General features: G+C 69.8%; 20 protein-coding genes. 11 read left to right on the forward strand and 9 right to left on the reverse strand.

What is annotated here, in order from left to right; all coding sequences use genetic code 11:
* The first annotated feature begins 1 nt into the window (after window position 1).
* The 3 genes from E3T54_RS05660 to E3T54_RS05670 are packed head-to-tail and all read left to right on the forward strand — an operon-like array spanning window position 2 to window position 3,634.
* Entirely contained in the window at window positions 2-835 is an 834-nt protein-coding gene (locus tag E3T54_RS05660) for a class I SAM-dependent methyltransferase (protein WP_134474925.1), read from the forward strand.
* Between the two features lie 8 nt (window positions 836-843).
* Window positions 844-2,283, forward strand: coding sequence for a class I adenylate-forming enzyme family protein (locus E3T54_RS05665; protein ID WP_134474926.1), 1,440 nt, complete (start codon window positions 844-846; stop codon window positions 2,281-2,283).
* Window positions 2,264-3,634, forward strand: coding sequence for a thiolase family protein (locus E3T54_RS05670; protein WP_241977076.1), 1,371 nt, complete (start codon window positions 2,264-2,266; stop codon window positions 3,632-3,634). Before E3T54_RS05665 ends, E3T54_RS05670 begins: the two co-directional genes overlap by 20 nt.
* Window positions 3,635-3,747: 113 nt before the next feature.
* Here the strand turns inward: E3T54_RS05670 and E3T54_RS05675 are convergent, their stop codons facing one another.
* The 7 genes from E3T54_RS05675 to E3T54_RS05705 all read right to left on the reverse strand — a co-directional run bounded on the left by E3T54_RS05675 (window position 3,748) and on the right by E3T54_RS05705 (window position 12,454).
* Entirely contained in the window at window positions 3,748-4,014 is a 267-nt protein-coding gene (locus E3T54_RS05675; RefSeq protein ID WP_134474927.1) for a hypothetical protein, read from the reverse strand.
* A gap of 8 nt (window positions 4,015-4,022) precedes the next feature.
* Window positions 4,023-4,469 carry a GNAT family N-acetyltransferase gene (locus tag E3T54_RS05680; RefSeq protein ID WP_134474928.1) on the reverse strand — a complete coding sequence of 149 codons (447 nt, stop codon included), beginning with the start codon at window positions 4,467-4,469 and terminating at the stop codon, window positions 4,023-4,025.
* A gap of 10 nt (window positions 4,470-4,479) precedes the next feature.
* A complete protein-coding gene (valS, locus tag E3T54_RS05685; RefSeq protein ID WP_134474929.1) occupies window positions 4,480-7,062 on the reverse strand; it encodes a valine--tRNA ligase in 2,583 nt (860 codons plus the stop codon).
* A gap of 166 nt (window positions 7,063-7,228) precedes the next feature.
* A complete protein-coding gene (locus E3T54_RS05690; protein WP_241977077.1) occupies window positions 7,229-9,001 on the reverse strand; it encodes an ABC transporter ATP-binding protein in 1,773 nt (590 codons plus the stop codon).
* On the reverse strand, window positions 8,998-9,867 hold the full coding sequence (locus E3T54_RS05695) for an ABC transporter permease (protein WP_134474930.1): 870 nt from the start codon (window positions 9,865-9,867) through the stop codon (window positions 8,998-9,000). The genes E3T54_RS05690 and E3T54_RS05695 overlap by 4 nt, the downstream gene beginning before the upstream one ends.
* Window positions 9,864-10,817: an ABC transporter permease gene (locus tag E3T54_RS05700; RefSeq protein ID WP_134474931.1), complete on the reverse strand. Its 954-nt coding sequence runs from the start codon at window positions 10,815-10,817 to the stop codon at window positions 9,864-9,866. Before E3T54_RS05700 ends, E3T54_RS05695 begins: the two co-directional genes overlap by 4 nt.
* Entirely contained in the window at window positions 10,802-12,454 is a 1,653-nt protein-coding gene (locus tag E3T54_RS05705; RefSeq protein WP_134474932.1) for an ABC transporter substrate-binding protein, read from the reverse strand. Before E3T54_RS05705 ends, E3T54_RS05700 begins: the two co-directional genes overlap by 16 nt.
* Before the next feature lie 105 nt (window positions 12,455-12,559).
* On the opposite strand from E3T54_RS05705, the gene E3T54_RS05710 reads away from it, so the two are divergent.
* The 5 genes from E3T54_RS05710 (at window position 12,560) to ndk (ending at window position 19,154) form a co-directional block, all read left to right on the forward strand.
* Window positions 12,560-13,261 (forward strand): TetR family transcriptional regulator, encoded by a 702-nt coding sequence (locus tag E3T54_RS05710; RefSeq protein WP_134474933.1) that lies wholly within the window; start codon window positions 12,560-12,562, stop codon window positions 13,259-13,261.
* A gap of 242 nt (window positions 13,262-13,503) precedes the next feature.
* Window positions 13,504-16,983: an isoleucine--tRNA ligase gene (gene ileS, locus E3T54_RS05715; RefSeq protein ID WP_134474934.1), complete on the forward strand. Its 3,480-nt coding sequence runs from the start codon at window positions 13,504-13,506 to the stop codon at window positions 16,981-16,983.
* On the forward strand, window positions 16,976-18,364 hold the full coding sequence (locus tag E3T54_RS05720; protein WP_134474935.1) for a folylpolyglutamate synthase/dihydrofolate synthase family protein: 1,389 nt from the start codon (window positions 16,976-16,978) through the stop codon (window positions 18,362-18,364). Before ileS ends, E3T54_RS05720 begins: the two co-directional genes overlap by 8 nt.
* Window positions 18,361-18,735 carry a DUF4233 domain-containing protein gene (locus E3T54_RS05725; RefSeq protein ID WP_241977078.1) on the forward strand — a complete coding sequence of 125 codons (375 nt, stop codon included), beginning with the start codon at window positions 18,361-18,363 and terminating at the stop codon, window positions 18,733-18,735. The genes E3T54_RS05720 and E3T54_RS05725 overlap by 4 nt, the downstream gene beginning before the upstream one ends.
* Window positions 18,732-19,154: a nucleoside-diphosphate kinase gene (ndk, locus tag E3T54_RS05730; RefSeq protein WP_092323823.1), complete on the forward strand. Its 423-nt coding sequence runs from the start codon at window positions 18,732-18,734 to the stop codon at window positions 19,152-19,154. The genes E3T54_RS05725 and ndk overlap by 4 nt, the downstream gene beginning before the upstream one ends.
* 137 nt (window positions 19,155-19,291) lie before the next feature.
* Here ndk and E3T54_RS05735 read toward each other — a convergent pair whose 3' ends face one another.
* Window positions 19,292-19,891 (reverse strand): vitamin K epoxide reductase family protein, encoded by a 600-nt coding sequence (locus E3T54_RS05735; protein WP_134474937.1) that lies wholly within the window; start codon window positions 19,889-19,891, stop codon window positions 19,292-19,294.
* A 279-nt stretch (window positions 19,892-20,170) separates the two neighbouring features.
* Between E3T54_RS05735 and E3T54_RS05740 the strand changes: the two genes are divergently transcribed.
* Window positions 20,171-22,882 (forward strand): Rne/Rng family ribonuclease, encoded by a 2,712-nt coding sequence (locus E3T54_RS05740; protein ID WP_134474938.1) that lies wholly within the window; start codon window positions 20,171-20,173, stop codon window positions 22,880-22,882.
* 51 nt (window positions 22,883-22,933) lie between these two features.
* Here the strand turns inward: E3T54_RS05740 and E3T54_RS05745 are convergent, their stop codons facing one another.
* Window positions 22,934-23,233 carry a DUF4031 domain-containing protein gene (locus E3T54_RS05745; RefSeq protein ID WP_134474939.1) on the reverse strand — a complete coding sequence of 100 codons (300 nt, stop codon included), beginning with the start codon at window positions 23,231-23,233 and terminating at the stop codon, window positions 22,934-22,936.
* Window positions 23,234-23,447: 214 nt separating this feature from the next.
* Between E3T54_RS05745 and rplU the strand changes: the two genes are divergently transcribed.
* Window positions 23,448-23,756 carry a 50S ribosomal protein L21 gene (rplU, locus tag E3T54_RS05750; protein WP_092323829.1) on the forward strand — a complete coding sequence of 103 codons (309 nt, stop codon included), beginning with the start codon at window positions 23,448-23,450 and terminating at the stop codon, window positions 23,754-23,756.
* A 19-nt stretch (window positions 23,757-23,775) separates the two neighbouring features.
* Window positions 23,776-24,033: a 50S ribosomal protein L27 gene (rpmA, locus tag E3T54_RS05755; RefSeq protein WP_092323831.1), complete on the forward strand. Its 258-nt coding sequence runs from the start codon at window positions 23,776-23,778 to the stop codon at window positions 24,031-24,033.
* Window positions 24,034-24,046 lie beyond the last annotated feature (13 nt).

The following is a 24,046-nucleotide window of genomic DNA, read 5'->3' on the forward strand; positions in this document are numbered from 1 at the left end:
CATGACCGACTCGCCCGAACGCCCGGAAACGGCGCCGCGAGACCAGTACACTCATGGCCACCACGAGAGCGTGCTGCGCTCGCACACCTGGCGCACGGTGGCGAACTCCGCTGCGTACCTCATCCCGCACCTGGAATCCGGCCTGACCCTGCTCGATGTGGGCTGCGGCCCCGGCACGATCACGGTCGACCTGGCCCGCAGGCTGGCCCCCGGCCGGGTCATCGGCGTCGACGCGTCGGCGGAGATCATCGAGCATGCCGCCGGCCTCGCCTTCGACAAGGGCGTGCGCAACGCGGGTTTCCAGGTCGGCGACGTCTACTCGCTCGACTTCCCCGATGAATCCTTCGACATCGTGCACGCTCACCAGGTGATCCAGCACGTCGCGAACCCGGTCGCCGCCATGCGCGAGATACGCCGGGTGCTGAGGCCCGGCGGAGTCTTCGCTGCCCGGGACGTCGACTACGGGGGAGTGATGTACTACCCCAAACTGCAGGGGCTGTCGGAGTGGATGACGGTCTACCGCGACGTGCACTACTGGAACGGCGGCGACCCGGACGCCGGGCGCGCGCTGAAGGCATGGGCCCGCCTGGCCGGATTCTCCGCCGTGGAGAGCAGCGCCTCGATCTGGTGTTTCGCCAACGCGATCGAACGCGAGTGGTGGGGCGAATCCTGGGCGGTGCGGGCGACCGAATCGAGCTTCGCGACCCACGCGATCGAGGCCGGCGTGGCCGACCTCACCGAATTGCGGGCGATGGCGGCCGCCTGGCGCCAGTGGGCGGCGGACCCGGACGGCTGGTTCGGCATGCCGCACGGCGAGATCATCGCGCGCAAGTAACGGACACCATGCCCTTTGTCGATCGGCTCGAATACTGGGCGCGGGTGCAGCCCGACGCCACCGCCGTAGAGGTGGCCGGTGTCCGCCTCAGCTTCGCCGAGCTGCGCGACCGGGCGGCATCCCTCGTCGCTGCCGCCGGTGAGAACCCGGCGCTCACCGCACTCTGCCTGCCCAACGGGACCGAGTTCGTCGTGCGCTTCGCGGCCGCCGTGGCCGGCAGCGGAGTCTGCGCCGTGCTGGATCCCGGGTGGCCGGATGCCCAGCGCGCGGCCGTCGAGGAGCGCCTGCGTGAGTTCCGCCCGGGGCCGCCGCCCGCCGACACCGGTACCGCCGACGCCGGTACTTCCACCACCGAGCTCGCGGACGGCCCCGCCGACTCCGTCTTCCTGCTCGGCTTCACCTCCGGCACGACCTCCCTGCCCAAGGCCTTCACCCGCTCCCGCCGGTCCTGGCAGGGCTCCTTCGACCACGGCACAGCGTTCTTCGGCCTCACCCGTGCCGACCGCACGCTGGCCCCCGGGCCGCTCTCGTCCAGCCTCACCCTCTTCGCCCTGGCCGAATCCCTGCACACCGGGGCCGCGTTCTTCGCCCTGCCGAGCTTTGACGTCGGAGCCGCCATCGCCTGCGTCACCGCCCGAAGGATCACCCGGATCGTGTCGGCGCCGGCCGCCCTGCGCCTGATCAGCGAGCGTGCCGTCGCCGCCGGCGCAGACGGAACAACACTCACCGGTATCGTCAGCGCTGGCGCGAAACTGGACGCCGCCACCCTGGCCCTGGTGCGACGCTGGGCCCCGAACGCGACCGTCTTCGAGTACTACGGCGCCGCCGAGCTCAGCTTCGTCAGCGCCTCGGCGCTCCTCCCCGGCGACGAGCCCGATCCGTCGGCCACCGCCGTCGGCCGCGCCCTCCCCGGCGTCGGCATCCGCATTCGCGATGACGAGGGCCGCGAGCTGCCCGAGGGGGAATCGGGCACGATCTCCGTGCGCAGCCCGCTGGTCAGCGACGGTTACGCCTGGGGAGACGACGGGGAGGCCTTCCAGCGGGACGGCGACTGGTGCACCGTCGGCGACCAGGGGTTCCTGGACGCGGATGCCGTGCTGCACCACCTGGGCCGCCGCGCCGACATGGTCGTCACCTCCGGCCACAACGTGTACCCGCACGAGGTGGAAGCGGCCCTGCGGGGTGTCCCCGGCGTGCGCACGATCATCGTGACGGGCATCCCGGACCCACAGCGGGGAGCCCGGCTGGTGGGCGCCGTGATCGGCGGCGACGAGGCGGATGCTGCCGCCCTCCGAACGGCCGCCGCGTCCCTGCTCGCCGCGCCCAAGCGCCCCCGCGCCTGGTTCTCCCTCGCCGAAGCGCCGGTCACGGCCGCCGGCAAGATCAGCCGCCGCATGCTCGGCGACTGGATCGCGGAAGGGGACGACCGTGTCCGGCCTCTCCGGTAGCGGCGGCGACGGCGCGCCCGCCGGCGTGCACGACACCGACGCGCGGGCAGTACGCCGCAACGCGGGTGATGCGCCGCCCGCGCAACGGCGCGCCGCCCGCGCAGCTGGAAACCTCACCGGCGCGGCCCTCACGGGCGCGGCCCTCACGGGCGCGGCCCTCACGGGCGCGGCCGCGAGCGGCGCGGACCGGGAGCCGGTGGTCGTGCTCGGCCGACGCACCGCTTTCGCACGCCGGAACGGCGCCTTCGGGAGCGTCCTCGCCGACGAACTGCTCGCCCCCGTGCTCTCGGCCGTGGTCGCCGCCGGCGGCATCCCGGCGGCCGACATCGACGACGTCATCATCGGCAACGCGGTGGGCGGGGGCGGCAACGTGGCCCGGCTGGCCGCCCTCGCGGCCGGGCTGCCGTCCCGCGTGCCCGGCATGACCATCGACCGGCAGTGCGGCTCGGGGCTGGAGGCCATCGTGCTGGCCTGCCGGCTCGTGGCGTCCGGCGCGGGCAGTGCCTATCTGGCCGGCGGCGTGGAGAGCTGCAGCACGGCGCCGCTGCGTGCGCACCGGCTGACCTCGACGCCGGGGCATCCGGATTTCTTCGATCGGGTGCGCTTTTCTCCCGACGAGGTGGGCGACCCCGACATGGGCGCCGCCGCCGAGAACGTCGCCGACCGGTTCGGCATCACCCGGGAGCGCCAGGACGCGTTCGCGCTGCGCAGCCACCGGCTGGCCGTCGTCGCCCAGGACAGCGGCGCCCTGGCCGGTGAGATCGTTCCGGTGCGCGGGGAAGCCGGCCTGGTCCGGGCCGACGAGGGTCCCCGGCGCTCGCTCACGGCGGAGCTGCTGCGCCGATTCCCGCCCGTATTCCGGCCGGGCGGCACCGTGACCGCCGGCAACTCCTGCGCCGATGCCGACGGCGCCGTCGTGGTGCTGGTCACCAGCCGGAGGGTCGCCGACAGCCTCGGGCTGACCGGCTACCTTCGCTTCGTCGACTCGGCGGTGACCGGCACGGACCCGAACCACCTCGGCATCGCCGGCGCCGAAGCCGCCCGGCTCGTCCTGGACCGGCAGAATGTCGCGAGTGCGGACCTGGCCCGGATCGAATTCAACGAGGCATTCGCGGCCCAGGTGCTCGCCTCGATGGACATCCTCGGCATCCCGGAGGAGCGCGCCAATTTCCAGGGCGGCGCGCTGGCCGTGGGGCACCCCTTCGGCGCGAGCGGCGCCCTGCTCGTGCTCAGGCTCCTCACGCAGGGCCGGGCATCCGGCCGGGCAGGCGAGCTGTCGCTGTCGGCCGTGAGCATTGCCGGCGGACTCGGTGTCGCGGCGCTCTGGCGGTGGGACGGCACCGTGCGATAACGTGCGGGCAGGGACGTCGCCGGGGAAAGGGCACACTCATGGACAGCATGGTCATGCTGATCGGCCTCATGGGCGCCCTGGGTGCCACGGCTGCGTCCCGGTATTCGAAAGTGCTAGATCCAGTCCTCGTCGTCTTCGACGGGGCCGACGGGCTGGGTGATGGTGGCGCTGTCTTCCCCCGGGTTGTACCGGATGACCGTGCCGTCGTCGAGCTCGATCACGGGCTTGCTCTCCAGCCAGGTCAGCGTCCAGCGCCAGGTCCCGGTGTCCTCGCCGACCGCGACGAGTTCATCCTCGACCGCCTTGACGGCGATTTCCACGACGTGGGGGAGGCCGGAGGGCACAGGGGCGCCGACGGACCAGCGTGTTCCAAGTTGCATGAGCCGGCCTAGAGCTCGATCTCGTAGGTGACCCAGCTTGTGCGGGTGGCGACCTCGTCGTAGAGCTTCTGCGCGGACTTGTTGTCCGCTGCGGTGAGCCACTGCAGTTGCTTGAGGTGGTGCTCGCCGGCGTAGGTCTTCGAGAATTCGATCAGGGCCTTACCCACGCCGGCTCCGCGCTTGCCGGAGACCACGAAGAGATCGTCGAGGAACAGGCCCCGGTCTGCGGTCAGCGTGCGAGGGTAGGCGCGGTAGTGGGCGAAACCGATGAACTCGCCCTCGTCGTTGAGGGCGACGGCGCCCGTCAGGTCGTGGCCCTTGTCGATGATCCAGCTCCACACGCGCAGGGCCTTTTCGTCAGTCAGCTCGCTCTTGTAGAACTCGCTGTACCCCTCGAAGAGTCCCAGCCAGGAAAAGAAATCCTTGTCGCCAAGCGGTCGTACCTGAACAGACATCCGGTTCTCCTTAACTTTCTGACACCGTGGCAAGCACGATACTAGTGACAGCCAATTCGCTGCCTTCCACAAACGTCAACTCCGCAATGCGCCCCACCGCTTGAAGATCAGCGGCGGCCTGCGTGAGCAGCCCGACGTGCGAGGCGATTCCACTAATTACAGCAGATGAAACGGCAGTTTTCTGCGAAGCCTTCGCATCGGTCTTCGCGCGCCGGATTCCGGTGAGGGCTCGGCTGGCCAGATCGAGCAGGGCGGGATCGCCCGCCTCGGGCGTGGCGAGCTCGCCGGCGGTCGGCCAGGATGCCCGGTGAACCGAGCCGTCGTTGGACCAGGACCAGGCCTCCTCGGTGGCGAAGGGCACAAACGGGGCGAACAGTCGCAGCAGCGTCGACAGGGCCGTGCGGAGGGCGGCGACGGCCGAGGCCTGGGCCGGGCCCGTCTCGCCGTAGGCGCGTTCCTTGACCAGCTCGAGGTAGTCGTCGCAGAAGGTCCAGAAGAAGCTCTCGCTGGTCTCCAGCGCTCTCGCGTGGTCGTAGTTGTCGAACGCGGTGCTCGACTGGGTGACGACGGCGGCCAGGCCGGCGAGCATGCTCCGGTCGATCGGTTCGGTCACCGGTGCGTCGGCCGCGCCCTCGAAGCTGAGAATGAACTTGGACGCGTTCAGGATCTTGATCGCCAGGCGGCGGCCGATCTTGATCTGGGTCGGGTTCATCGGGTCGAACGCGGCATCGGTGCCGAGCCTTGAGGATGCCGCCCAGTAGCGCACCGCGTCCGAGCCGTGCTGCTCGAGCATCCCGGCCGGGGTGACCACGTTGCCCTTGGACTTGGACATCTTCTTGCGGTCGGGGTCGACGATGAAGCCGGACAGCGCGGCGTGCTTCCACGGCGACATCCCGTGCTCGAGCTCGGAGCGCAGCAGGGTGGAGAAGAGCCAGGTGCGGATGATGTCCTGGCCCTGCGGGCGCAGTGAGAACGGGTAGACCAGGTCGAACAGCTCGGGGTCGCGCTCCCAGCCGCCGGCCAGTTGCGGCGTGAGCGACGAGGTGGCCCAGGTGTCCATCACGTCGACCTCGCCGACGAAACCGCCGGCCTGGCCGCGCTGGTCGGCCGCGTAGCCGGGGGCGGTCTCGGAGGATGGGTCGACCGGGAGCATCTCGCGGGTGGCGAGGATCGGGGCGTCGAAGACCGGGTTCGCTTCGGCATCCAGCGGGTACCAGACCGGGAGGGGGACGCCGAAGAAGCGCTGCCGGGAGATGAGCCAGTCGCCGGTGAGGCCGTTGACCCAGTTTTCGTAGCGCACCCGCATGAATTCGGGGTGCCATTCGAGGTCGTTGCCGTGGGAGAGCAGGCGTGCCCGGAGCTTCTCGTCGCGGGCGCCGTTGCGGATGTACCACTGGCGGGTTGAGACGATCTCGAGGGGCTTGTCGCCCTTCTCGAAGAACTTGACCGCGTGCACGATCGGCTTGGGTTCGCCGATGAGGTCGCCGCTCGCGCGGAGCAGCTCGACGACGGCCTGCTTGGCCGAGAACACGGTCTTGCCGGCGAGCTGCGCGTACGCGGCCTGGCCCGCTTCGGAGACGATGGCCTCGGGAACCTCGGCGATGATCCGGCCGTCGAAGCCCATGATGGCCCGGTTGGGCAGGTCGAGTTCGCGCCACCAGACGACGTCGGTGACGTCGCCGAAGGTGCAGATCATCGCGATTCCGCTGCCCTTGTCCTTCTGCGCGAGGTGGTGCGCGAGAACGGGCACCTCGACGTCGAAGAGCGGGGTGCGCACGCTCGTGCCGAACAAGTGCTTGTAGCGCTCGTCATCCGGATGCGCCACCAGGGCGACGCAGGCCGGGAGGAGCTCGGGGCGCGTGGTCTCGATCTCGATGGTGGAGCCATCCGGCTTCAGGAAGGAGACCCGGTGGTACGCGGCCGGCACCTCCTTGTCCTCGAGCTCGGCCTGGGCGACGGCCGTGCGGAAGGTGACATCCCAGAGCGTGGGCGCCATAGCCTGGTAGGCCTCGCCGCGCTCGACGTTGCCGAGGAACGCCGACTGCGAGGTGACCAGCGAGTCCGGGCCGATCGTTCGGTAGGTCTGGGTCCAGTCAACGCTCAGGCCGAGGGTGCGCCAGAGCGCCTCGAACTGCTTCTCGTCTTCGATCGTGAGTCGCTCGCACAGCTCGATGAAGTTGCGGCGACTGATCGGCAGTTGGTCGGCGGCCTTGGTGCTCTTGCCGTCGCCGCCCTCGAAGGGGGCGACGAAGTCGGGGCTGTAGTGCAGCGAGGGGTCGCAGCGCACGCCGTAGTAGTTCTGCACGCGCCGTTCGGTGGGCAGGCCGTTGTCGTCCCAGCCCATCGGGTAGAAGACGCTCTTGCCCCGCATGCGCTGGAACCGGGCGATGACATCCGTGTGTGTGTACGAGAAGACGTGGCCGATGTGCAGCGACCCGGAGGCGGTCGGCGGCGGGGTGTCGATCGAGTAGATGTTCTCGCGGGTCGAAGACGACCGGTCGAAGCGGTAGGTGCCGGCCTCTTCCCAGCTGCCGCCCCATTTTGCTTCGAGCCCTTCGAGGGCAGGCTTGTCCGGAACGCTGGCGGCGGTCATGGTTCTCCGATTCGATCTGTGCGGCACCGTGTCGATGGTGAAGTGCCTCAAAAGCTGGGACGTTCCCAGTCCTCCAATCTAAGCCCATCCCACCCCCGCGAAACCGCAGTTGTGCGCGCTAAACGGCACGAATAACGCGCACGACTGCGGTTTCGCGGGAAGAAAGTCAGGGGAGGCGGGGGACGGCGGCGAGGAGGCGGCGGGTGTACGGATGCGTGGGGGAGGCGAAGACGCTCGGCGCGTCCGCCTGCTCCACGATCCGGCCCTCGTTCATCACCGCGACCCGGTCGCTGACGTGCTGCACCACCCCGAGGTCGTGCGAGATGAACAGCAGGCTGAGCGCCAGCTCGCGCTGGAGCTCGTCGAGCAGGTCGAGGACCTGCGCCTGCACGCCCACATCGAGGGCGGAGACCGGCTCGTCGCAGACCAGGATCTGCGGCCGGGAGGCGAGGGCGCGCGCGATTCCCACCCGCTGACGCTGGCCGCCGGAGAGCTCCAGTGGTCTGCGGTCGAGCAGTGCGGGGGACAGCCGCACCCGGTCGAGCAACTCGGCCACCCGTGCCTGGGCTTCCCCATTGTGGGCGCCGAACAGGGCGGGCCGGCCGGTGCCGGGCCGGCGCGGACCGTCGAGGGCGACGGCGTGGCGCAGGATGTCGCGGACGCTCAGCCGTGGGTCGAAGGAGCCGAGGGCATCCTGGTAGATGGCGCCGACCGAGGTGCGGAGCGGTCGCCTGTCCTGCTCTGACACCGAGCTCCAGGGCCGGCCGAGCACCCGCACCTCGCCGTGGTCCGGGGCGCTGAGCGCCAGCACGAGGCGCGCGGTCGTGGTCTTGCCGGAGCCGGATTCTCCGACGATGCCGAGCGTCGTGCCGCGCTCGAGCCGGAACGAGACGTCGTCGACGGCGAGCAACCGCGTGCCGCCCGGCATGCGGAACCCCTTCGTCAGGCCGGTCGCCTCGAGCACGATGGCCGGGCCGATGTCGGGAGCCGCGGCACGTGCCGGTCGCGGCGTCGCCGTCGCCGCACTCGTCGCCGCACTCGCAGCCGCTGCCGCTGCCGCAGCCGTCGCAGGCGCCGCGGGCCCGGCCGCCCTCGGCGCCGCGAGCAGCGTGCCGCGGGGCTTGCCGGCCGGAACAGCGGCGACCATCGCCCGGGTCTCGGCGTGGCGGGGGCGGCCGAGAACCTCGTGGGTCGGCCCGGTCTCGACGATGCGCCCGTTGCTCATCACCGCCACCCGATCGGCGATCCGGCTGACGACGGCGAGGTCGTGGCTGATCAGGATGAGCGCGGTGCCGCTGCGTTTGATCCGCTCGAGCAGTTCGAGGATCTGCGCCTGCACCGTGACGTCGAGCGCGGTCGTGGGCTCGTCGGCAATGAGCAGGGGTGGGTCGAGCGCGATGGCCGAGGCGATCAGCGCCCGCTGCCGCTGGCCGCCGGAGAGCTCGCCGGACCGCTGCCGGCTTCGCAGCTCACCGTCCGGCAGGCCGACGGAGTCCAGCAGTTCGAGCACGCGGCGGGATCGCTCGGCCGGCGCGAGGGTCGTGTGCAGGCGGAGCGAGTCGGCGATTTCCCGGCCGACCGGCCGCAGCGGGTCGAGCGAGGAGAGGGCATCCTGCAGCACCAGCCCGACGTCTTGTCCGCGCCGGCGGCGCCAGGCCGCCTCCGACAACGCCAGCACCGACGCTCCGGCAATCGACATTTCGTCGGCCTGCACCCGCGCGTCGGCGCCGGCGAGGCCCAGCAGGGTGCGTGCCGTGACGGACTTGCCCGACCCCGATTCGCCGACGATGGCCAGGCATTCGCCGGCCGCGACCTCGAAAGAGATGCCGGACACGACGGGTTCCGCCCCGGAACGGCCGAAGCCGACGCTGAGGTTCCGCACGCGCAGGGCGGGCGAGCGGGCCGGGCCGGCCGCGGGAATCATCGGCTGCGGGCTCATGCGTGCCGCATCCGTCGTTCGATGGCCCGGCCGAGCGAGGTCGCGGTCACGGCGGTCAGCACGATGAACAGGCCCGGGAAGAAGCTCATCCACCAGGCCGAGGTGATGTAGGTGCGACCCGCGGAGAGCATCGCGCCCCATTCCGCGGCCGGCGGCTGCGCGCCGAGGCCCAGGTAGCTGAGCGCGGTCGCCCAGACGATCGCCTGGCCGACGCCGAGGGTGGCGAGCACGAGCAGGGGGGCGAGGGTGTTGGGCAGGATGTGCCGGGCCAGGATGCGCCACGGCGTGAGCCCCTGCACGGTGGCGGCCTCGACGAAGGCGGAGGAGCGCACCTGAACGAGCTGGGCGCGGATGATGCGGGCATAGCCCGGCGCGGTGGAGAGGCCGACGGCGATGGTGGCCGTGGCCACCCCCGGGCCGTAGATCAGGATGACCAGGAGCGCCAGCAGCAGCCCGGGAAAGGCGAACAAGACCTCGAGCACACGGTTCACCGTGAAGTCGACGAAGCCGCCGAGCATGCCGGCGAGGGTGCCGAGCAGCACGCCGAGCCCGAGGCCGATCGTCGTGGCCAGCACGCCGATCAGCAGGGAGTTGCCGGTGCCGTGCACGACCCGGGTGTACAGGTCGCGCCCGGACTCGTCGGTGCCGAACCAGTGCGGCAGGGACGGCGGCTGGAACGCCTGGAGCGGGTCGATGGCGAGCGGATTGCCGGGGGCGAGGAACTGGGGCACCACGGCGGAGAGCACGAGGAACAGGGCCACCGCGCCGGCCAGGCCCTCCGCCACGCCGATCCGGCGCGGGCGACGGGCCGCGCCCTGCCGCCGGGCGCCGAGGCCGAGCTCCGCCTGGAGCTCGAGGTCGCTCACCGTGCCCTCACCCGCGGGTCGGCGATGCGCGTGGCCACATCGGTCAGGAGTGTCATCAGGATGTAGGCGACCGCGACGACCATGACCACGCCGATGACCACCGGCACGTCGCGAACGGTCACCGCGTTCAGCAGGGTGCGGCCGAGGCCGGGCCGGGCGAAGACGGTCTCCACCACCACGGCGCCGCTGATCAGAGAGCCGAACGCCCAGCCGGACAGGCTGATCGCGGGAATCGCGGCGTGCCGGATGGCGTGGTTCCAGCGCACACCCCGGGCGCTTTCGCCCCGGGCGAGGGCGGAGAGCACGAAAGGCGACTCGAGGGCGGTGAGCAGGGGCTCGCGGATGATCTGGCCGAGGAACCCGGCCAGCGGCAGCGCGAGGGTGAGCACGGGCAGCACGAGCCCGGCGGGGCCGGGGGTGCTGATCGGCGGCAGCACGCCGAGCCAGATGCTGAACAGCACGATCAGGGCGGTGGCGAGCCAGAAATGGGGCAGGGACGCCGCGACGATTTCGAGGCCGGAGCCCACCCGTGCGGCGATCCGGCCGCCCCGGGTCGACCAGGTGGCCAGGCCGAGGGCGATGATCCAGGCCAGCGCCAGGGCGAGCCCGGCCAGCACGAGCGTGCCACCGAGCTGGCTGAGCACGAGCGGTCCGACATCGAGCTTGAGGGCATAGGAACGGCCGAGGTCGCCGCCGGCCAGCCGCCCGAGTTGCGCCAGGTACTGCATGAGGATCGGCTGGTCGAGACCGTATTCGGCGCGCACACTCGCCAGCGCCTCCGCCGACGCCTGCGACCCCGGGCCGCCGAGGATGGCCTCCGCGGGGTCGCCGGGGATCAGCCGGACGGCGAAGAAGGTGAGCGTCGCCACGGCCCAGAGCACGAACACGGCGCCGGCCAACCGCGCGGCCAGGCGCCGGAGGGCGGGAGTGCGCCTTACCGGCTCAGCCACGCGTCGTAGAACGTGGGAGTGGAGACGGTCGGCAGCGCGCGGGCGCCCTCGACGTCGGCTCCCAGCAGGTAGTGGTTCTGCTGGTCGTAGAGCGGCAGCACGTAGAACCCCTCGAGGATGCGGTCCTGCGCCTCGGTGTAGAGCGCCTTGCGCTTGTCGGCGTCCGACTCGCGGCCGGCCTCGGTGAGCAGCTCGTCCAGTTTGGGGTCGTTGACCTGTGCGTGGTTGGCGAAGTAGCCGCTGGGCGCCGGGGTGATGCCGTCCGAGTGGTAGAGGATGCGCAGCACGTCGGGTCCCACCTTGGTGTAGGGCGCGCTCACGGCGTCATAGTCGCCGCTGCCCAGGGCGCCGTACCAGCTGGACAGGTCCATCGGGGTGAGCTTGACCTCGAAGCCGGTCTCCTTCGCGGTCGCCTGGATCTGCTCGAAGAGCGACTGTTCGGCCGGGATGGACTGGTTCGTGCTGACCGGGAAGAACACGGTCAGGCGCTTGCCGTCCCTGGTGCGGTAGCCGTCGGCATCCGTCTCGCTCCAGCCGGCCGAGTCGAGCAGCTTGCCCGCGGCCTTCGGGTCGTACTCGAAGAGCTCCGGCCGCGACACGGCGAGGGCCTCGGCGCTGGAGAGTGCCGAGGAGGAGCGCTTCGCGGTGCCCTGGAAGAGACTCGCGACGCCGTCGCCGATGTTGGCCGAACGGATGAACGCCTCCCGAACCTTCGGGTCGGTGAACGGTCCAGTGCCGGAGTTGAGTTCGATCCGGTTGGCTGCCCCGGGCCGGGGTGCGTCGAGGTGCTGGATCGAGTCGCCCTTGTCGGCCTGCACGATCGTGTCCGGCTGGGCGTTGTCGATCACGTCGACCTCGCCGGCCTGGAGCGCCGCGTAGCGGGACGCCGACTCGGGGATGAACCGCCAGACGATCTTCTCGAGGTAGGCGGGACCCTCGTGCTCGGCGTCGGCGGGCGGGGAGTTATAGGTGTCATTGCGCACGAGGGTGATCGAGTCCTGCTTCACCCAGTCCTTGATCACGAACGGGCCGGTACCGACCGGTGCGGCGCAGTTCTCTTCCATGCCGCGCGCGAGGCCTTCGGCGGATTCCATCGCCAGCCACGGCTGGGAGAGGGATTCCAGCAGGGCGCTGTCGGGTTCGGCCAGGGTGAGGCGGATGACGGTGGGCGAGACCGCCTCGGTGCCGGTGACCTTCTGCAGCGCGAGGTACCCGGTGGAGGAGCCGGTTGCCGGGTCCTGGAGGTGGGCGATGTTCGCCTGCACGGCGGCCGCGTCGAAGGGGGATCCGTCGCTGAAATAGACGTCGTCCCTGAGCGTGAACTCCCAGGCCAGGCCGTCGTCGCTTTCCGACCATTCGCTGGCCAGCCACGGGATGATGGCGCCGCTCTTGTCGCGGGAGACCAGCGACTCGAGGAACTGGGTGCCGGTGAGCGCCTGCGGGTAGTTGCCGCCGACGTGCGGGTCGAGGCAGTCGGGTTCCGCGTCACCGGAGGCGTAGGTGAGGGTGCCGCCGACAACGGGCTTGCCGCTCGCGGGGGCGTCGGGTTCGGCGGTGCAGCCGGTCAGCACGAGCCCGGCGACGGCCAGGGCGGCAACGGCGACCAGTGCGCGGCGGGTGGGCGCGGGGGTGTTCATGTGCGTTGTTCTCTTTTCCCGGCCGGCTGGCGGCGGAGTGTGCAATTGTTGGACGCGGTACACAAATGAATTGGACCGAGTCCAATCGTAGAGCACGGGAGCAGCATGCCGGATCGAACGCGCACCGAGAGCACGCGCACCGAGGGGGCACGCACCGAGAGCACGCGCACCGAGGGGGCACGCACCGAGAGGACACCGGCCAGGGCGGGGCGCCCCCGCGGGTCGTCCCGGGCCATGCTCGAAGAGGCCGCAGCCGAGCTGTTCCTCGAGCAGGGGTACGCAGGAACCACTGTCGAAGACATCACCCGGCGCGCCGGCGTGAGCCGCAACACCTTCTTCAACTACTTCCCGGCCAAGAGCGACCTGCTCTGGGCCGACGTCGACGCCGGCCTCGCCGAGCTGCCGCGGGCGCTGGCCGACTGCCCGTACGGGCTCGGCGTAACGGATGCCGTGCGACACGCCCTGCACCAGGTGGCGGCCGGGTTCGGGCCGGGCCGGGTGCCGTGGGCGCTCACCCAGGCGGACCTGATGGGAACCCGCGGCGTGCTGGAGGCATCCGGTCTCTCCCGGATGATGAAGCAGGCCGACCTCGTCTCGCGCTTCGTCGCCGAGCGCGCCGGTTCAGACGCCGAGGCAGGCCGCGACCTCGCCGGCCGGTGCTTCGCGATGGCGGTGCTGGCGGCCGCGGTCGCCGCCGCGGGCGTGTGGGCGGCCGCCGGGGTGTCCCGGGGAAACCTGGCCCCGTACGTGGACGCGGGCATCGCGCCCGCCTGCGCCGGATACCGTGACGCGCTGGGCGCAGGGTAGAATTGTCCCAACGACTGTGATCCGGCCATCACCGGTGAGTCTTCGGAAGAGCGGCGGCCACCCTCGGGTGCGCGGCCGGGTAGAACCGAACGGGTCGGGCCCGTCACAGCCTCTGAACAAGCGGTCGCCCAGGTGAAACCCGGGGCGGCAAGCGAGGTGGTACCGCGGTGGACCTGTCCAGGGTCCGGCGTCCTCGTGGAACAGGCAATATTTTCCGTAACCTCGCCTCGTCCAGGAGAAGCATGACGTACCCCAAGGGTCAGAACACCAGCGGCCGGAACGCACCCGGAAGCGAACCGAGCGGCCACCGCCGCGAGCAGGCGGCCGGCGTCGTCCCGTCGCCGAGCTTCCCGCAGATCGAGACCGAGGTGCTCGCGTTCTGGGAGGCCGACGGCACCTTCCAGGCGTCGATCGACAACCGAGCGGATGCCCCCGAGTGGGTCTTCTACGACGGCCCGCCCTTCGCGAACGGCCTGCCCCACTACGGCCACCTGCTGACCGGGTACGCGAAGGACCTCTTCCCGCGCTTCCAGACCATGCGCGGCAAGCAGGTGCACCGCCGTTTCGGCTGGGACACGCACGGCCTGCCCGCCGAGCTCGAGGCCGAGCGGAAGCTCGGCATCACCGACAAGAGCGAAATTGACAAGATGGGCATCGCGGCCTTCAACAAGGTCGCCCGCGACTCCGTGCTCGAGTACACCGGCGACTGGCAGAAGTACGTCACCCGCCAGGCCCGCTGGGTCGACTTCGAGAACGACTACAAGACCCTCGACATCACCTTCATGGAGTCGGTCATCTGGGCCTTCAAGCGCCTGCACGACAAGGGCCTGGCCTATGAGGGCTACCGCGTGCTGCCCTACTGCTGGCGCGACCAGACGCCGCTGTCGAACCACGAGCTGCGTATGGACGACGACGTCTACAAGATGCGCCAGGACCAGACCGTCACGGTGACCTTCCCGCTCGTCGGCGCGAAGGCGGAGAGCCTCGGCCTCACGGCCGTGCGCGCCCTGGCCTGGACGACGACCCCGTGGACCCTGCCCACCAACCTCGCCCTCGCCGTGGGCCCGACGATCACCTACGCCGTGGTGCCGGCCGGCCCGAACGGAACCCCGGATGCCACCGTCGTGCGCGAGGACGCCTCCGTGCCGCACGCCGCCACGCCCACCGAGGTGCTCGGCGGCGAATACCTGCTGGCGATCGACCTCGTCGGTAGCTACGCGAAGGACCTCGGCTACGACACCGCGGAGGAGGCATCCGCCGCGATCTCCCGCACCGTTCTCGGCCGCGACCTCGAGGGCGTCAGCTACGACCGCCTCTTCGACCACTATGCGGATGCCGAGACCTGGGGCACCCGGAACGCCTGGCGCATCCTCGTCGCCGACTACGTCACCACCTCCGACGGCACCGGCATCGTGCACCAGGCGCCCGCCTACGGCGAGGAGGACCAGAAGATCTGCGAGGCCGCCGGCATCCCGGTGATCATCTCCCTCGACGACGGCGGAAAGTTCCTGCCGGCCGTCACCGAGGTGGCTGGGTTGCTCTGGTCCGACGCCAACAAGCCGCTGACCCAGATGCTCAAGGCCGAGGGGCGACTGATCCGCCAGGCCAGCTACGAGCACTCGTACCCGCACTGCTGGCGCTGCCGCAACCCGCTGATCTACAAGGCGGTGTCGAGCTGGTTCGTGCGCGTCACCGAGTTCCGTGACCGGATGGAAACGCTCAACCAGGACATCAACTGGGTGCCCGAGAACGTCAAGGACGGCCAGTTCGGCAAGTGGATCGGCAACGCCCGTGACTGGTCGATCAGCCGCAACCGGTACTGGGGTTCGCCCATCCCGGTCTGGAAGAGCGACAACCCCGACTACCCGCGGATCGACGTCTACGGCTCGCTCGACGAGCTCGAGGCCGACTTCGGCGTGCGCCCGACCGACCTGCACCGTCCGTACATCGACGCGCTGACCCGGCCGAACCCGGACGACCCGACCGGGCAGTCGACCATGCGCCGCATCTCCGACGTGCTCGATGTCTGGTTCGACTCCGGTTCGATGCCGTTCGCCCAGGTGCACTATCCGTTCGAAAACGCGGACTGGTTCGACAGCCACAACCCGGCCGACTTCATCGTCGAGTACATCGGGCAGACCCGCGGCTGGTTCTACACCCTGCACGTGCTCTCGACCGCGCTGTTCGACCGCCCGGCCTTCAAGAACGTCGTCAGTCACGGCATCGTGCTCGGCAATGACGGCCAGAAAATGTCCAAGTCGCTGCGCAACTATCCCGACGTGAACGAGGTGTTCGACCGGGACGGCTCGGATGCCATGCGCTGGTTCCTGATGAGCTCGTCGGTTCTGCGCGGCGGCAACCTCGTCGTCACGGAAGAGGGCATCCGCGAGGGCGTGCGCCAGGTGATGCTGCCGCTGTGGAACACCTGGTACTTCTTCTCCCTCTACGCCAATGCGTCCGGGCCGGACGGCTACGAGGCGACCTGGCGCACGGATTCCACCGATGTGCTCGACCGGTACCTGCTGGCGAAGACCCGCGACCTGGTCGAGCAGGTCACGGCCGACCTCGAGGCGCTGGACAGCACGCAGGCCGCGGCCACGCTGCGCGACTTCACCGACGTGCTGACGAACTGGTACGTGCGGCGCTCGCGCGACCGGTTCTGGGCGGGCGCGTCGGTTCCGGGCGGGGCGGTCTCGACAGGCACGACCACCACGACCAGCGCGAACGACGCGTTCGACACGCTCTTCACCGTGCTCGAGACGGTCACCCGCGTCGCCGCACCCCTGCTGCCGCTCGTGTCCGAGCGCGTCTGGCAGGGGCTCACCGGGGGGCGCAGCGTCCACCTCGAAGACTGGCCGGATGCCGCATCCTTCCCGGCCGACCACGAACTGGTCGCCGTGATGGACCAGGTGCGGGCGATCAGCTCCACGGTGCTCTCCCTGCGCAAGCAGGCGGGGCTGCGCGTGCGCTTGCCGCTGGCGAACCTGACCGTGGTCACCTCGAACACGGCCGCACTGGCCGCCTACGAGGGAATCCTGCGCGACGAACTGAACGTGAAGTCGATCAGCCTGGTCGAACTCGCCGACGACAGCGCCGGCGCCTACGGGATCACCTCGAAGCTCACCGTCAACTCCCGGGCGGCCGGACCGCGCCTCGGCAAGCGCGTGCAGCAGGTCATCCAAGCCGCCCGCGCGGGCGACTGGAGTGAGACCGACGGCACCGTCACGGCCGGCGGAATCGAACTGGTGGCCGGGGAATACGAGCTGGCACTGGCGGCCGGCGCGTCGGGCGAAGGCTCCGGCGACACCGCCCTCGCCCTGCTCGCGGGCGGCGGCTTCGCGCTGCTCGACACGGCGACGACCCCCGAACTCGACGCGGAAGGATTCGCGCGCGACATCATCCGGGCCGTTCAGGACACCCGGAAGTCCGCCGGGTTCCAGGTGAGCGACCGCATCCGCCTCGACCTCGTGTTCTCCGACGAGCACGACGCCGCATCCTTCGGGCTGGCTTCGGGAGTCGACGTGGCGGGGGAGACCCTGGCCACCCGGCTTGCGACGCACCGGGCAACATCCGCCGACGCCGGCACCCTTCCCTCCGAGTGGCTCGAAGGCCTCACGGGGGCGCCGGTCGAACACTATGCGCGCTTCGACGCAGGGCGCTACGCCAATCGTGGCCTCGTGCTCGTGGCCGTCGCCCGGGAGAAGGGACTCACCCATGCCTGACCGCAACTCTGACCGAAACGACGACGCCGACGGCGCCTGGCGCGAAGCCGGGGATGCCGTGCTCACGGCGCTGCTCGGACGCGTCGGTGAAGCCGCCCCGCAGCCGCGACTGGCGCCCACCAGGCGCGCGGTCGAGTTGCTGGGCGACCCGCAGAACGCGTATCCGATCATCCACGTCACCGGCACGAACGGGAAGACGAGCACGAGCCGGATCGCGGAGAGCATCCTGCGTGCCTACGGACTCCGCACCGGCCTGCTCACCAGCCCGCACCTGGTGCGGCTCAACGAGCGCATCATGATCGACGGCGAGCCGATCAGCGACGAGGACCTGGCCGCCAACTGGGCCGACATCCAGCCGTACCTGCAGATGGTCGACGCAGAACTGGTCACCGACGGCGACGAGCCGCTGACGTTCTTCGAGGCGCTCACAGTGCTGGCCTTCGCCTGCTTCGCCGATGCGCCCGTGGATGTCGCGGTGATCGAGGTCGGAATGGGCGGCGAGTGGGATTCCACCAACGTCGCCTTCGGCCAGGTGGCCGTGTTCACGCCGATTGCGCTCGACCACACCGCGCGCCTCGGCGGCACCGTCGCCGAGATCGCCCGCACGAAGTCCGGGATCATCAAGCCGGCTGCCAACGTCGTCACGGCGAAGCAGGGCGACGAGGCGCAGGCCGAGCTCGAGCGGGCCGTCGAACTCACCGAATCGACGCTGGCCGGCGAGGGCGCGGAGTTCGCGCTGCTCAGCAGCCAGGTGGCCGTCGGCGGGCAGCTCATCTCGGTGCGCGGCCTGGCCGACACCTACACGGACCTCTTCCTGCCGATGTACGGCACCCACCAGGCCCAGAACGCCGCCGTCGCCATCGCCGCCGTCGAATCGTTCCTCGGGGCGGGCACGCGGCCGCTCGTGAACGACCTCGTGGCCGAGGGGCTGGCCACGGCCACGTCGCCCGGCCGGCTGCAGCTGGCGGGCGTCGAGCCCACCGTCCTGGTCGACGCGGCGCACAACCCGCACGGCGCGACGGCGCTCGCCGCTGCGCTCGAGGCCTACTTCGACTTCGACGAGATCGTTGCCGTGGTCGGCATCCTGGCCGACAAGGACGCGCACGGCATCATCGAAGCCCTGCGCCCCCAGGTGGCCCGCTTCCACGTGACCCGCTCGCATTCGGAGCGCGCCGTGGGCGTGGACGACCTCGCCGACAAGGTCGCCGACTGGGCGGGCGACGACGTCACCTTCCGGTTCGACGACCTCACCTCGGCGCTCGACGGCGCCCGGGAGTGGGCCGGGGAGGCGCCGCGCCGCGCCGTCATCGTGACCGGTTCGATCACCCTCGTCGGCGAGGCCCTCGCCCTCGCGGACGCCCGGGAATGGATGAAACAGTGAGCGCGGCCCGCGCCGCCCGCTCGGCCCGAGAGGCCGGGCCCCGGTCGGTCAGGCGCACCCTGGCCTCGATCGTGCTGGGTTTCGAAGTCTTCGTCGTCGGACTCGCCGCGCTCGTCATGTTCGGCCTGGGGCAACTGCCGCCGGCCGTCGCGCTGGGCGGGGGAGCGGCACTCTGCCTCGCGATGGTCGCCCTGATCGCCCTGTTGCGCCACAACTGGGCCTACCCGCTCGGCTGGGTCCTCCAGGCGGGCCTCGTCGCCACCGGATTCCTCAACCCGGCAATGTTTTTTGTCGGAGCAATGTTCGCCGCCATGTGGGCATACTGCATGATCATCGGCACCAAACTAGATCACCAGAAGGAGATCGCATGAGCACCCAGGTCGAAGAAACCCTCGTATTGATCAAGCCGGACGGCGTTGCCCGCAACCTCACCGGCGAGATCCTGCGCCGGATCGAGGCGAAGGGCTACTCGCTCGTCGACATGAAGCTGGTGCAGGCCGAGCGCAGCCTGCTCGCCGAGCACTACGCCGAGCACGAGGGCAAGCCGTTCTACGAGCCGCTGATCGAGTTCATGGAGAGCGGCCCCATCGTCGCCTTCCGCATCGCCGGCAACCGGGTGATCGAGGGCTTCCGCGCCCTGGCCGGCACGACGGATCCCACCACCGCCGCGCCCGGCACCATCCGCGGCGACCTCGGCCGGGACTGGGGCGTCAAGGTGCAGCAGAACCTCGTGCACGGTTCCGACTCGCCCGAGTCCGCCACCGCCGAACTGGCCCTCTGGTTCGACTAGCTAATTTTCGCCTCACCCCCCTCGCCGAACTGTGAGTTTGGCACCTTCCCGGGGCCCAGGAAGGTGCCAAACTCACAGTTCGGCGGAGTTTGTGGGCGAGTTTGTGGGCGAGTTTGTGGGCGTGTGTGAGGGCGGGGTTAGAGGCGGTTGAGGACGTCCATCTGGAGCTGGGCGATGATGGCGACCGCGATGAAGCTGCCGAGGGTGATCAGGGGGACCCAGGCGTAGGCGACGGATGCGACCCGGCGCACGGATTCCGGGGCCGGGATGCTCCCCGTCTTCAGGTTGTAGAACGTCACCGCGAGGAACGCCGGGATGGTGACGGCCCAGGTGACCATGCACCACGGGCACAGGATGTCGAGCACGAAGATGCTCTGCTCGATCAGCCAGATCACCAGGGCGATCGCGCCGGTCATCCCCACGTTCAGCCCGATCCGGAACCACCGGGCCAGGCGGGCGCCGGCGAGGATGGCTGCGCCGATCGTGATCACGACGCTCCAGCCCATGACCCCGATGAGCGAGTTCGGGAAGCCGAAGATGTTGCCTTGCGGCGAGGAGAGGTTTGTGGCGCAGCCGATCAGCACGCTGAAGCTGCAGCTCAGCTGCGCGTTCGGGTCGGCCAGGAGATGGAGCTTGTCCAGGGTCAGAGTGAAGGCTGCTGCGAGGCCGATCACACCGGCAAGAATAAGGAAGACGGCGAGCCCCGTGGGGCGGGCGGGAGACTCGAGGCGGGGCATCCTCGGATTATGTCACGTGGCTCTGCACGCGATCTGAAGAATGCATGCGATAATCGAACGAGTCGCTCGAGCCGCGCTCGGACAGACGCACAGAAGCTTAATGGGCGGTAAACGCCCAGATTCATTGGTCCCACGACCAAAGGTATTAGCAGCCAGAGCCACGGGCCGGCTGCGGAACAACAAGGATTCGCGGGGGTTTCGCGCAGGCGCAGCCCTCGCCGAGAGAGCAAACCGGATGGGTGGCGCGGTCGCCCGGATCGGTCAAGGAGCGCACCAGTAATGGTGGAAGACAAAGAAATCAAGAAGCGCAAGGGCATCTTCGGCACTCGCAAAACGTCCCGCAGGGCCTCGTCGGCTGTGACTCCCGCCGCCCAGCCGGATGGTCCGAGCACCCCCACGGACGCACCGGTGGCAACGCCTACCGACGCCCCGATCGACGAAGCGCGCACCGACGCGACGCAGAAGCCTGTGACGGAGCGAAAGCCAGTGACGAAGACATCGACCTCCGCCGAAGACGGCCAGGCCCCGGTAACAGCAACGGAAGCGCCCACGGCCGAGGAAACGTCCGGGGCCGCCCCGGCCGAGAAGGCCATGCTCGCAGTGGAGCCGGCCGTCCGTCGGCCGTCGCTCTCGCTCCTGTTCCAGGCGCCGGAGATCGTGCCGCTGCCGGCCCGCACGCCGTCCCGCCAGGACACCCGCCAGGACGACCGCACCGGTACGCGCCAGGATGAGGACGAAGACGAAGAGACCTCGACGGTTCGCCGACGCGCCCGCCGTCGTTCGGGCGACGAAGGTCGCTCCGGTTCCAATGACCCCGCGAACACCGTCGTCAAAGTTCGCGTCCCGCGTGAGCCGGAGCTGATCACCGAGCCGCAGCGCATCAAGGGCTCGACCCGGCTGGAAGCGAAGAAGCAGCGCCGCCGTGACGGCCGGGATGCCGGTCGCCGCCGTCCCGTGATCACCGAGGCCGAGTTCCTCGCGCGCCGCGAATCCGTCGACCGTGCCATGGTCGTGCGCGCCAAGCACAACAAGATCCAGATCGGCGTGCTCGAAGACGGCGTGCTCGTGGAGCACTACGTCGCCAAGAACCAGGACGCCTCGCTGATCGGCAACGTGTACCTCGGCAAGGTGCAGAACGTGCTTCCGAGCATGGAGGCCGCCTTCGTCGACATCGGACGCGGCCGGAACGCCGTGCTCTACTCCGGTGAGGTCGACTGGGAAGCCGCCGCAGAGAACTCCGGAAACAGCGGCCAGGCGCGGCGGATCGAGCTCGCGCTCAAGCCCGGCGACAAGGTGCTCGTGCAGGTGACCAAGGACCCGATCGGCCACAAGGGCGCACGCCTGACCAGCCAGGTTTCGCTGCCGGGCCGTTACCTCGTCTACGTGCCCAACGGCTCGATGAACGGGATCAGCCGCAAGCTGCCGGACACCGAGCGCGCCCGGCTGAAGAAGATCCTCAAGGAAGTTCTCCCCGACAACGTGGGTGTCATCGTGCGCACCGCGGCCGAGGGCGCCACCGACGAACAGCTCACGCTCGACGTCAACCGGCTCACCTCGCAGTGGGCATCCATCGCCAAGCAGGTCGACTCGGTCCAGGCCCCGGCCTTGCTGCACAGCGAGCCGGACCTGCTGATCAAGATCGTCCGGGATGTCTTCAACGAGGACTTCCACAAGATGGTCATCGCCGGCGAGGACTCCCGCGAGACCATCGAGGCCTACCTCCGCCAGGTTGCTCCCGACCTGGTCGAGCGCGTGCAGAAGTACGAGGGTGACGTCGATGTGTTCGACGAATACCGCATCTCGGAGCAGATCGAGAAGGCGCTCGACCGCAAGGTCTGGCTGCCGTCCGGCGGTTCGCTCGTGATCGACCGCACCGAGGCCATGACCGTCGTCGACGTCAACACCGGCAAGTTCGTCGGCTCGGGCGGAAACCTCGAAGAGACCGTCACCAAGAACAACCTCGAAGCGGCCGAAGAAATCGTTCGCCAGCTCCGGCTGCGCGACATCGGCGGCATCATCGTCGTCGACTTCATCGACATGGTGCTCGAGACCAACCGCGACCTCGTGCTGCGTCGCATGGTCGAATGCCTCAGCCGCGACCGCACCAAGCACCAGGTCGCCGAGGTCACCTCGCTCGGCCTGGTGCAGATGACGCGCAAGAAGCTCGGCCTCGGCCTCCTGGAATCGTTCAGCGAGAACTGTGAAGCCTGCGCCGGACGCGGGATCATCGTGCACCACGATCCCGTCGTGAAGCACCGCCAGACCGCGCAGCCCGCCCAGGAGCGCCGCCCGCGCAGCAAGTCCGGCGGCAATGGCGACGGGGGCGGCCGCGACAATGGCGGCCGGGACAACGGCGGCCGCGACAGCCACCGCGACAACCGTGGCGGCAACGGCGGAGGTTCACAGCAGTCCGACACGGCCAAGGCCGGCAACGGCACCCACGGAATCACCGAGGACGCCAAGCACGCCCTCGCCCTGATCGCCGCGCGCACCATCGCCCGCCCGGTCACGGAGTCCATCCCGGTCATCACTGAGACGCCCGCGCCCGAGGCTGCGGCGTCGACGGATGCTGCTGTGACGACTGCTGCCGTGACGGATGCTGCTCCGAAGGGCGCCGCTCTGCCCGAGGCCCAGGCGCCCGAGGCTGTTCCGGCGGCCGAGTCGGCGCCGCGCCGGTCGCGTCGCTCCTCGTCACGAGGAACGTCCGCCCCGACAGCGGCCCCGACCACGGCCCCGCCCGCGGCAGCGGCCGAGGCGGAGCCACAGGCCAGCGAAGCGGTCGCCATTCTCGACATCCCGGTCAAGAAGACGACGCGCACCCGGCGCACGGTGAGCAAGCAGGTCACCGACCAGATGCTGGACTCCGTGCTCGAATCCCTTCCCGAGCCCAAGCAGCCCGGCCAGGGGCGTTCGCGCAGCCGCCGGGTGACGACCGCCGGGGGATCAACGTCGGCCGCGCAGCCGATAGTCGTTCCCGACTCCGGCAAGTAACACAGGCAACACCCAAGCGAATAGGCAGCGCGCCCCGGCCGGGCACGCTGCCTATTCGTCTGCCCGCTTCTGCCGCGCCTTCTTCGCCGCCCGGTCGCGGCCGCTCACCCGAAGTCCGCTCGCGTGGAGCCGGGTGACGAGCTCACGATTGCCCACCGGGAGGGCGCCGGCGGCCACCAGGGCGTCGTAGCGCGCGGCCGGGACGTCGTAGTGGTCCAGGTCGAATCCGCGGCGGGGGATGGCATTGGCGGCCGCGAACGCATGCAGTTCCGCCAGCGAGCTGTCGCTCACCAGGTGGGACCAGAGCATGCCGTGTGCCGGCCACGCCGGCTGGTCGATCAACACGGTCATTCCCAAAGTGTACGGACCCGAGTGAACAGGCCCCATCCCGGTTTGACCGGGGGTGGAGGATCAGCTAAAGTTGACCGTTGGTGTGCGATGGGCCTGAGCCCGCGCGATTGCCAAGGTTTTCTGGTGGTGAGCGGCCGATTTGGCCGGTTCGCCCCCAGTAACTTTCCATCATAGGAAATTGGGCCTCACGGCTCCCCAGAGATAGGTACGTAAAGTGGTTTACGCAGTTGTGCGCGCCGGAGGGCGGCAGGAGAAGGTAGAGGTCGGGACCATCGTCACGATGGACCGAATCAAGGCTGACAAGGACGGCAACGTCGAGCTGGCCGCCGTGCTTCTCGTCGACGGCGACAAGATCACCTCTGACTCGACGTCGCTGGCCAAGGTCAAGGTCACTGCCGAGGTCCTCAACGACCTCCGCGGCCCGAAGATCGTCATCCAGAAGTTCAAGAACAAGACCGGGTACAAGAAGCGTCAGGGGCACCGTCAGGAGCTCACGCGCGTCCAGGTCACCGGCATCGCCTAAGGCCTGAGGAGAAGAACAGATGGCACATAAAAAGGGTGCGAGTTCCACTCGCAACGGTCGCGATTCCAACGCTCAGCGCCTCGGTGTGAAGCGCTTCGGAGGTCAGGTTGTCAGCGCGGGCGAGATCATCGTTCGCCAGCGCGGCACGCACTTCCACCCCGGCGTCAACGTCGGCCGCGGCGGAGACGACACTCTCTTCGCCCTCGAAGCCGGCTCCGTCCAGTTCGGGGCAAAGGGTGGCCGCAAGGTCGTCAACATCGTGGTGGCTGCCGAGTAGGCATCCACAATTT

The organism is Cryobacterium sp. Sr8 (assembly GCF_004403225.1).
Lineage (GTDB): Bacteria > Actinomycetota > Actinomycetes > Actinomycetales > Microbacteriaceae > Cryobacterium > Cryobacterium psychrotolerans.

Excerpts from the sequence above, each read along its gene's own strand:
- E3T54_RS05705 (WP_134474932.1), bottom strand. The coding sequence starts at position 12,454 with ATGAACACCCCCGCGCCCACCCGCCGCGCACTGGTCGCCGTTGCCGCC.
- valS (WP_134474929.1), bottom strand. The coding sequence starts at position 7,062 with ATGACCGCCGCCAGCGTTCCGGACAAGCCTGCCCTCGAAGGGCTCGAA.
- E3T54_RS05720 (WP_134474935.1), top strand. The coding sequence starts at position 16,976 with ATGCCTGACCGCAACTCTGACCGAAACGACGACGCCGACGGCGCCTGG.
- ileS (WP_134474934.1), top strand. The coding sequence starts at position 13,504 with ATGACGTACCCCAAGGGTCAGAACACCAGCGGCCGGAACGCACCCGGA.
- E3T54_RS05735 (WP_134474937.1), bottom strand. The coding sequence starts at position 19,891 with ATGCCCCGCCTCGAGTCTCCCGCCCGCCCCACGGGGCTCGCCGTCTTC.
- E3T54_RS05680 (WP_134474928.1), bottom strand. The coding sequence starts at position 4,469 with ATGTCTGTTCAGGTACGACCGCTTGGCGACAAGGATTTCTTTTCCTGG.
- E3T54_RS05745 (WP_134474939.1), bottom strand. The coding sequence starts at position 23,233 with ATGACCGTGTTGATCGACCAGCCGGCGTGGCCGGCACACGGCATGCTC.
- E3T54_RS05665 (WP_134474926.1), top strand. The coding sequence starts at position 844 with ATGCCCTTTGTCGATCGGCTCGAATACTGGGCGCGGGTGCAGCCCGAC.
- E3T54_RS05740 (WP_134474938.1), top strand. The coding sequence starts at position 20,171 with ATGGTGGAAGACAAAGAAATCAAGAAGCGCAAGGGCATCTTCGGCACT.
- E3T54_RS05675 (WP_134474927.1), bottom strand. The coding sequence starts at position 4,014 with ATGCAACTTGGAACACGCTGGTCCGTCGGCGCCCCTGTGCCCTCCGGC.
- ndk (WP_092323823.1), top strand. The coding sequence starts at position 18,732 with ATGAGCACCCAGGTCGAAGAAACCCTCGTATTGATCAAGCCGGACGGC.
- rpmA (WP_092323831.1), top strand. The coding sequence starts at position 23,776 with ATGGCACATAAAAAGGGTGCGAGTTCCACTCGCAACGGTCGCGATTCC.
- E3T54_RS05690 (WP_241977077.1), bottom strand. The coding sequence starts at position 9,001 with ATGAGCCCGCAGCCGATGATTCCCGCGGCCGGCCCGGCCCGCTCGCCC.
- E3T54_RS05710 (WP_134474933.1), top strand. The coding sequence starts at position 12,560 with ATGCCGGATCGAACGCGCACCGAGAGCACGCGCACCGAGGGGGCACGC.
- E3T54_RS05660 (WP_134474925.1), top strand. The coding sequence starts at position 2 with ATGACCGACTCGCCCGAACGCCCGGAAACGGCGCCGCGAGACCAGTAC.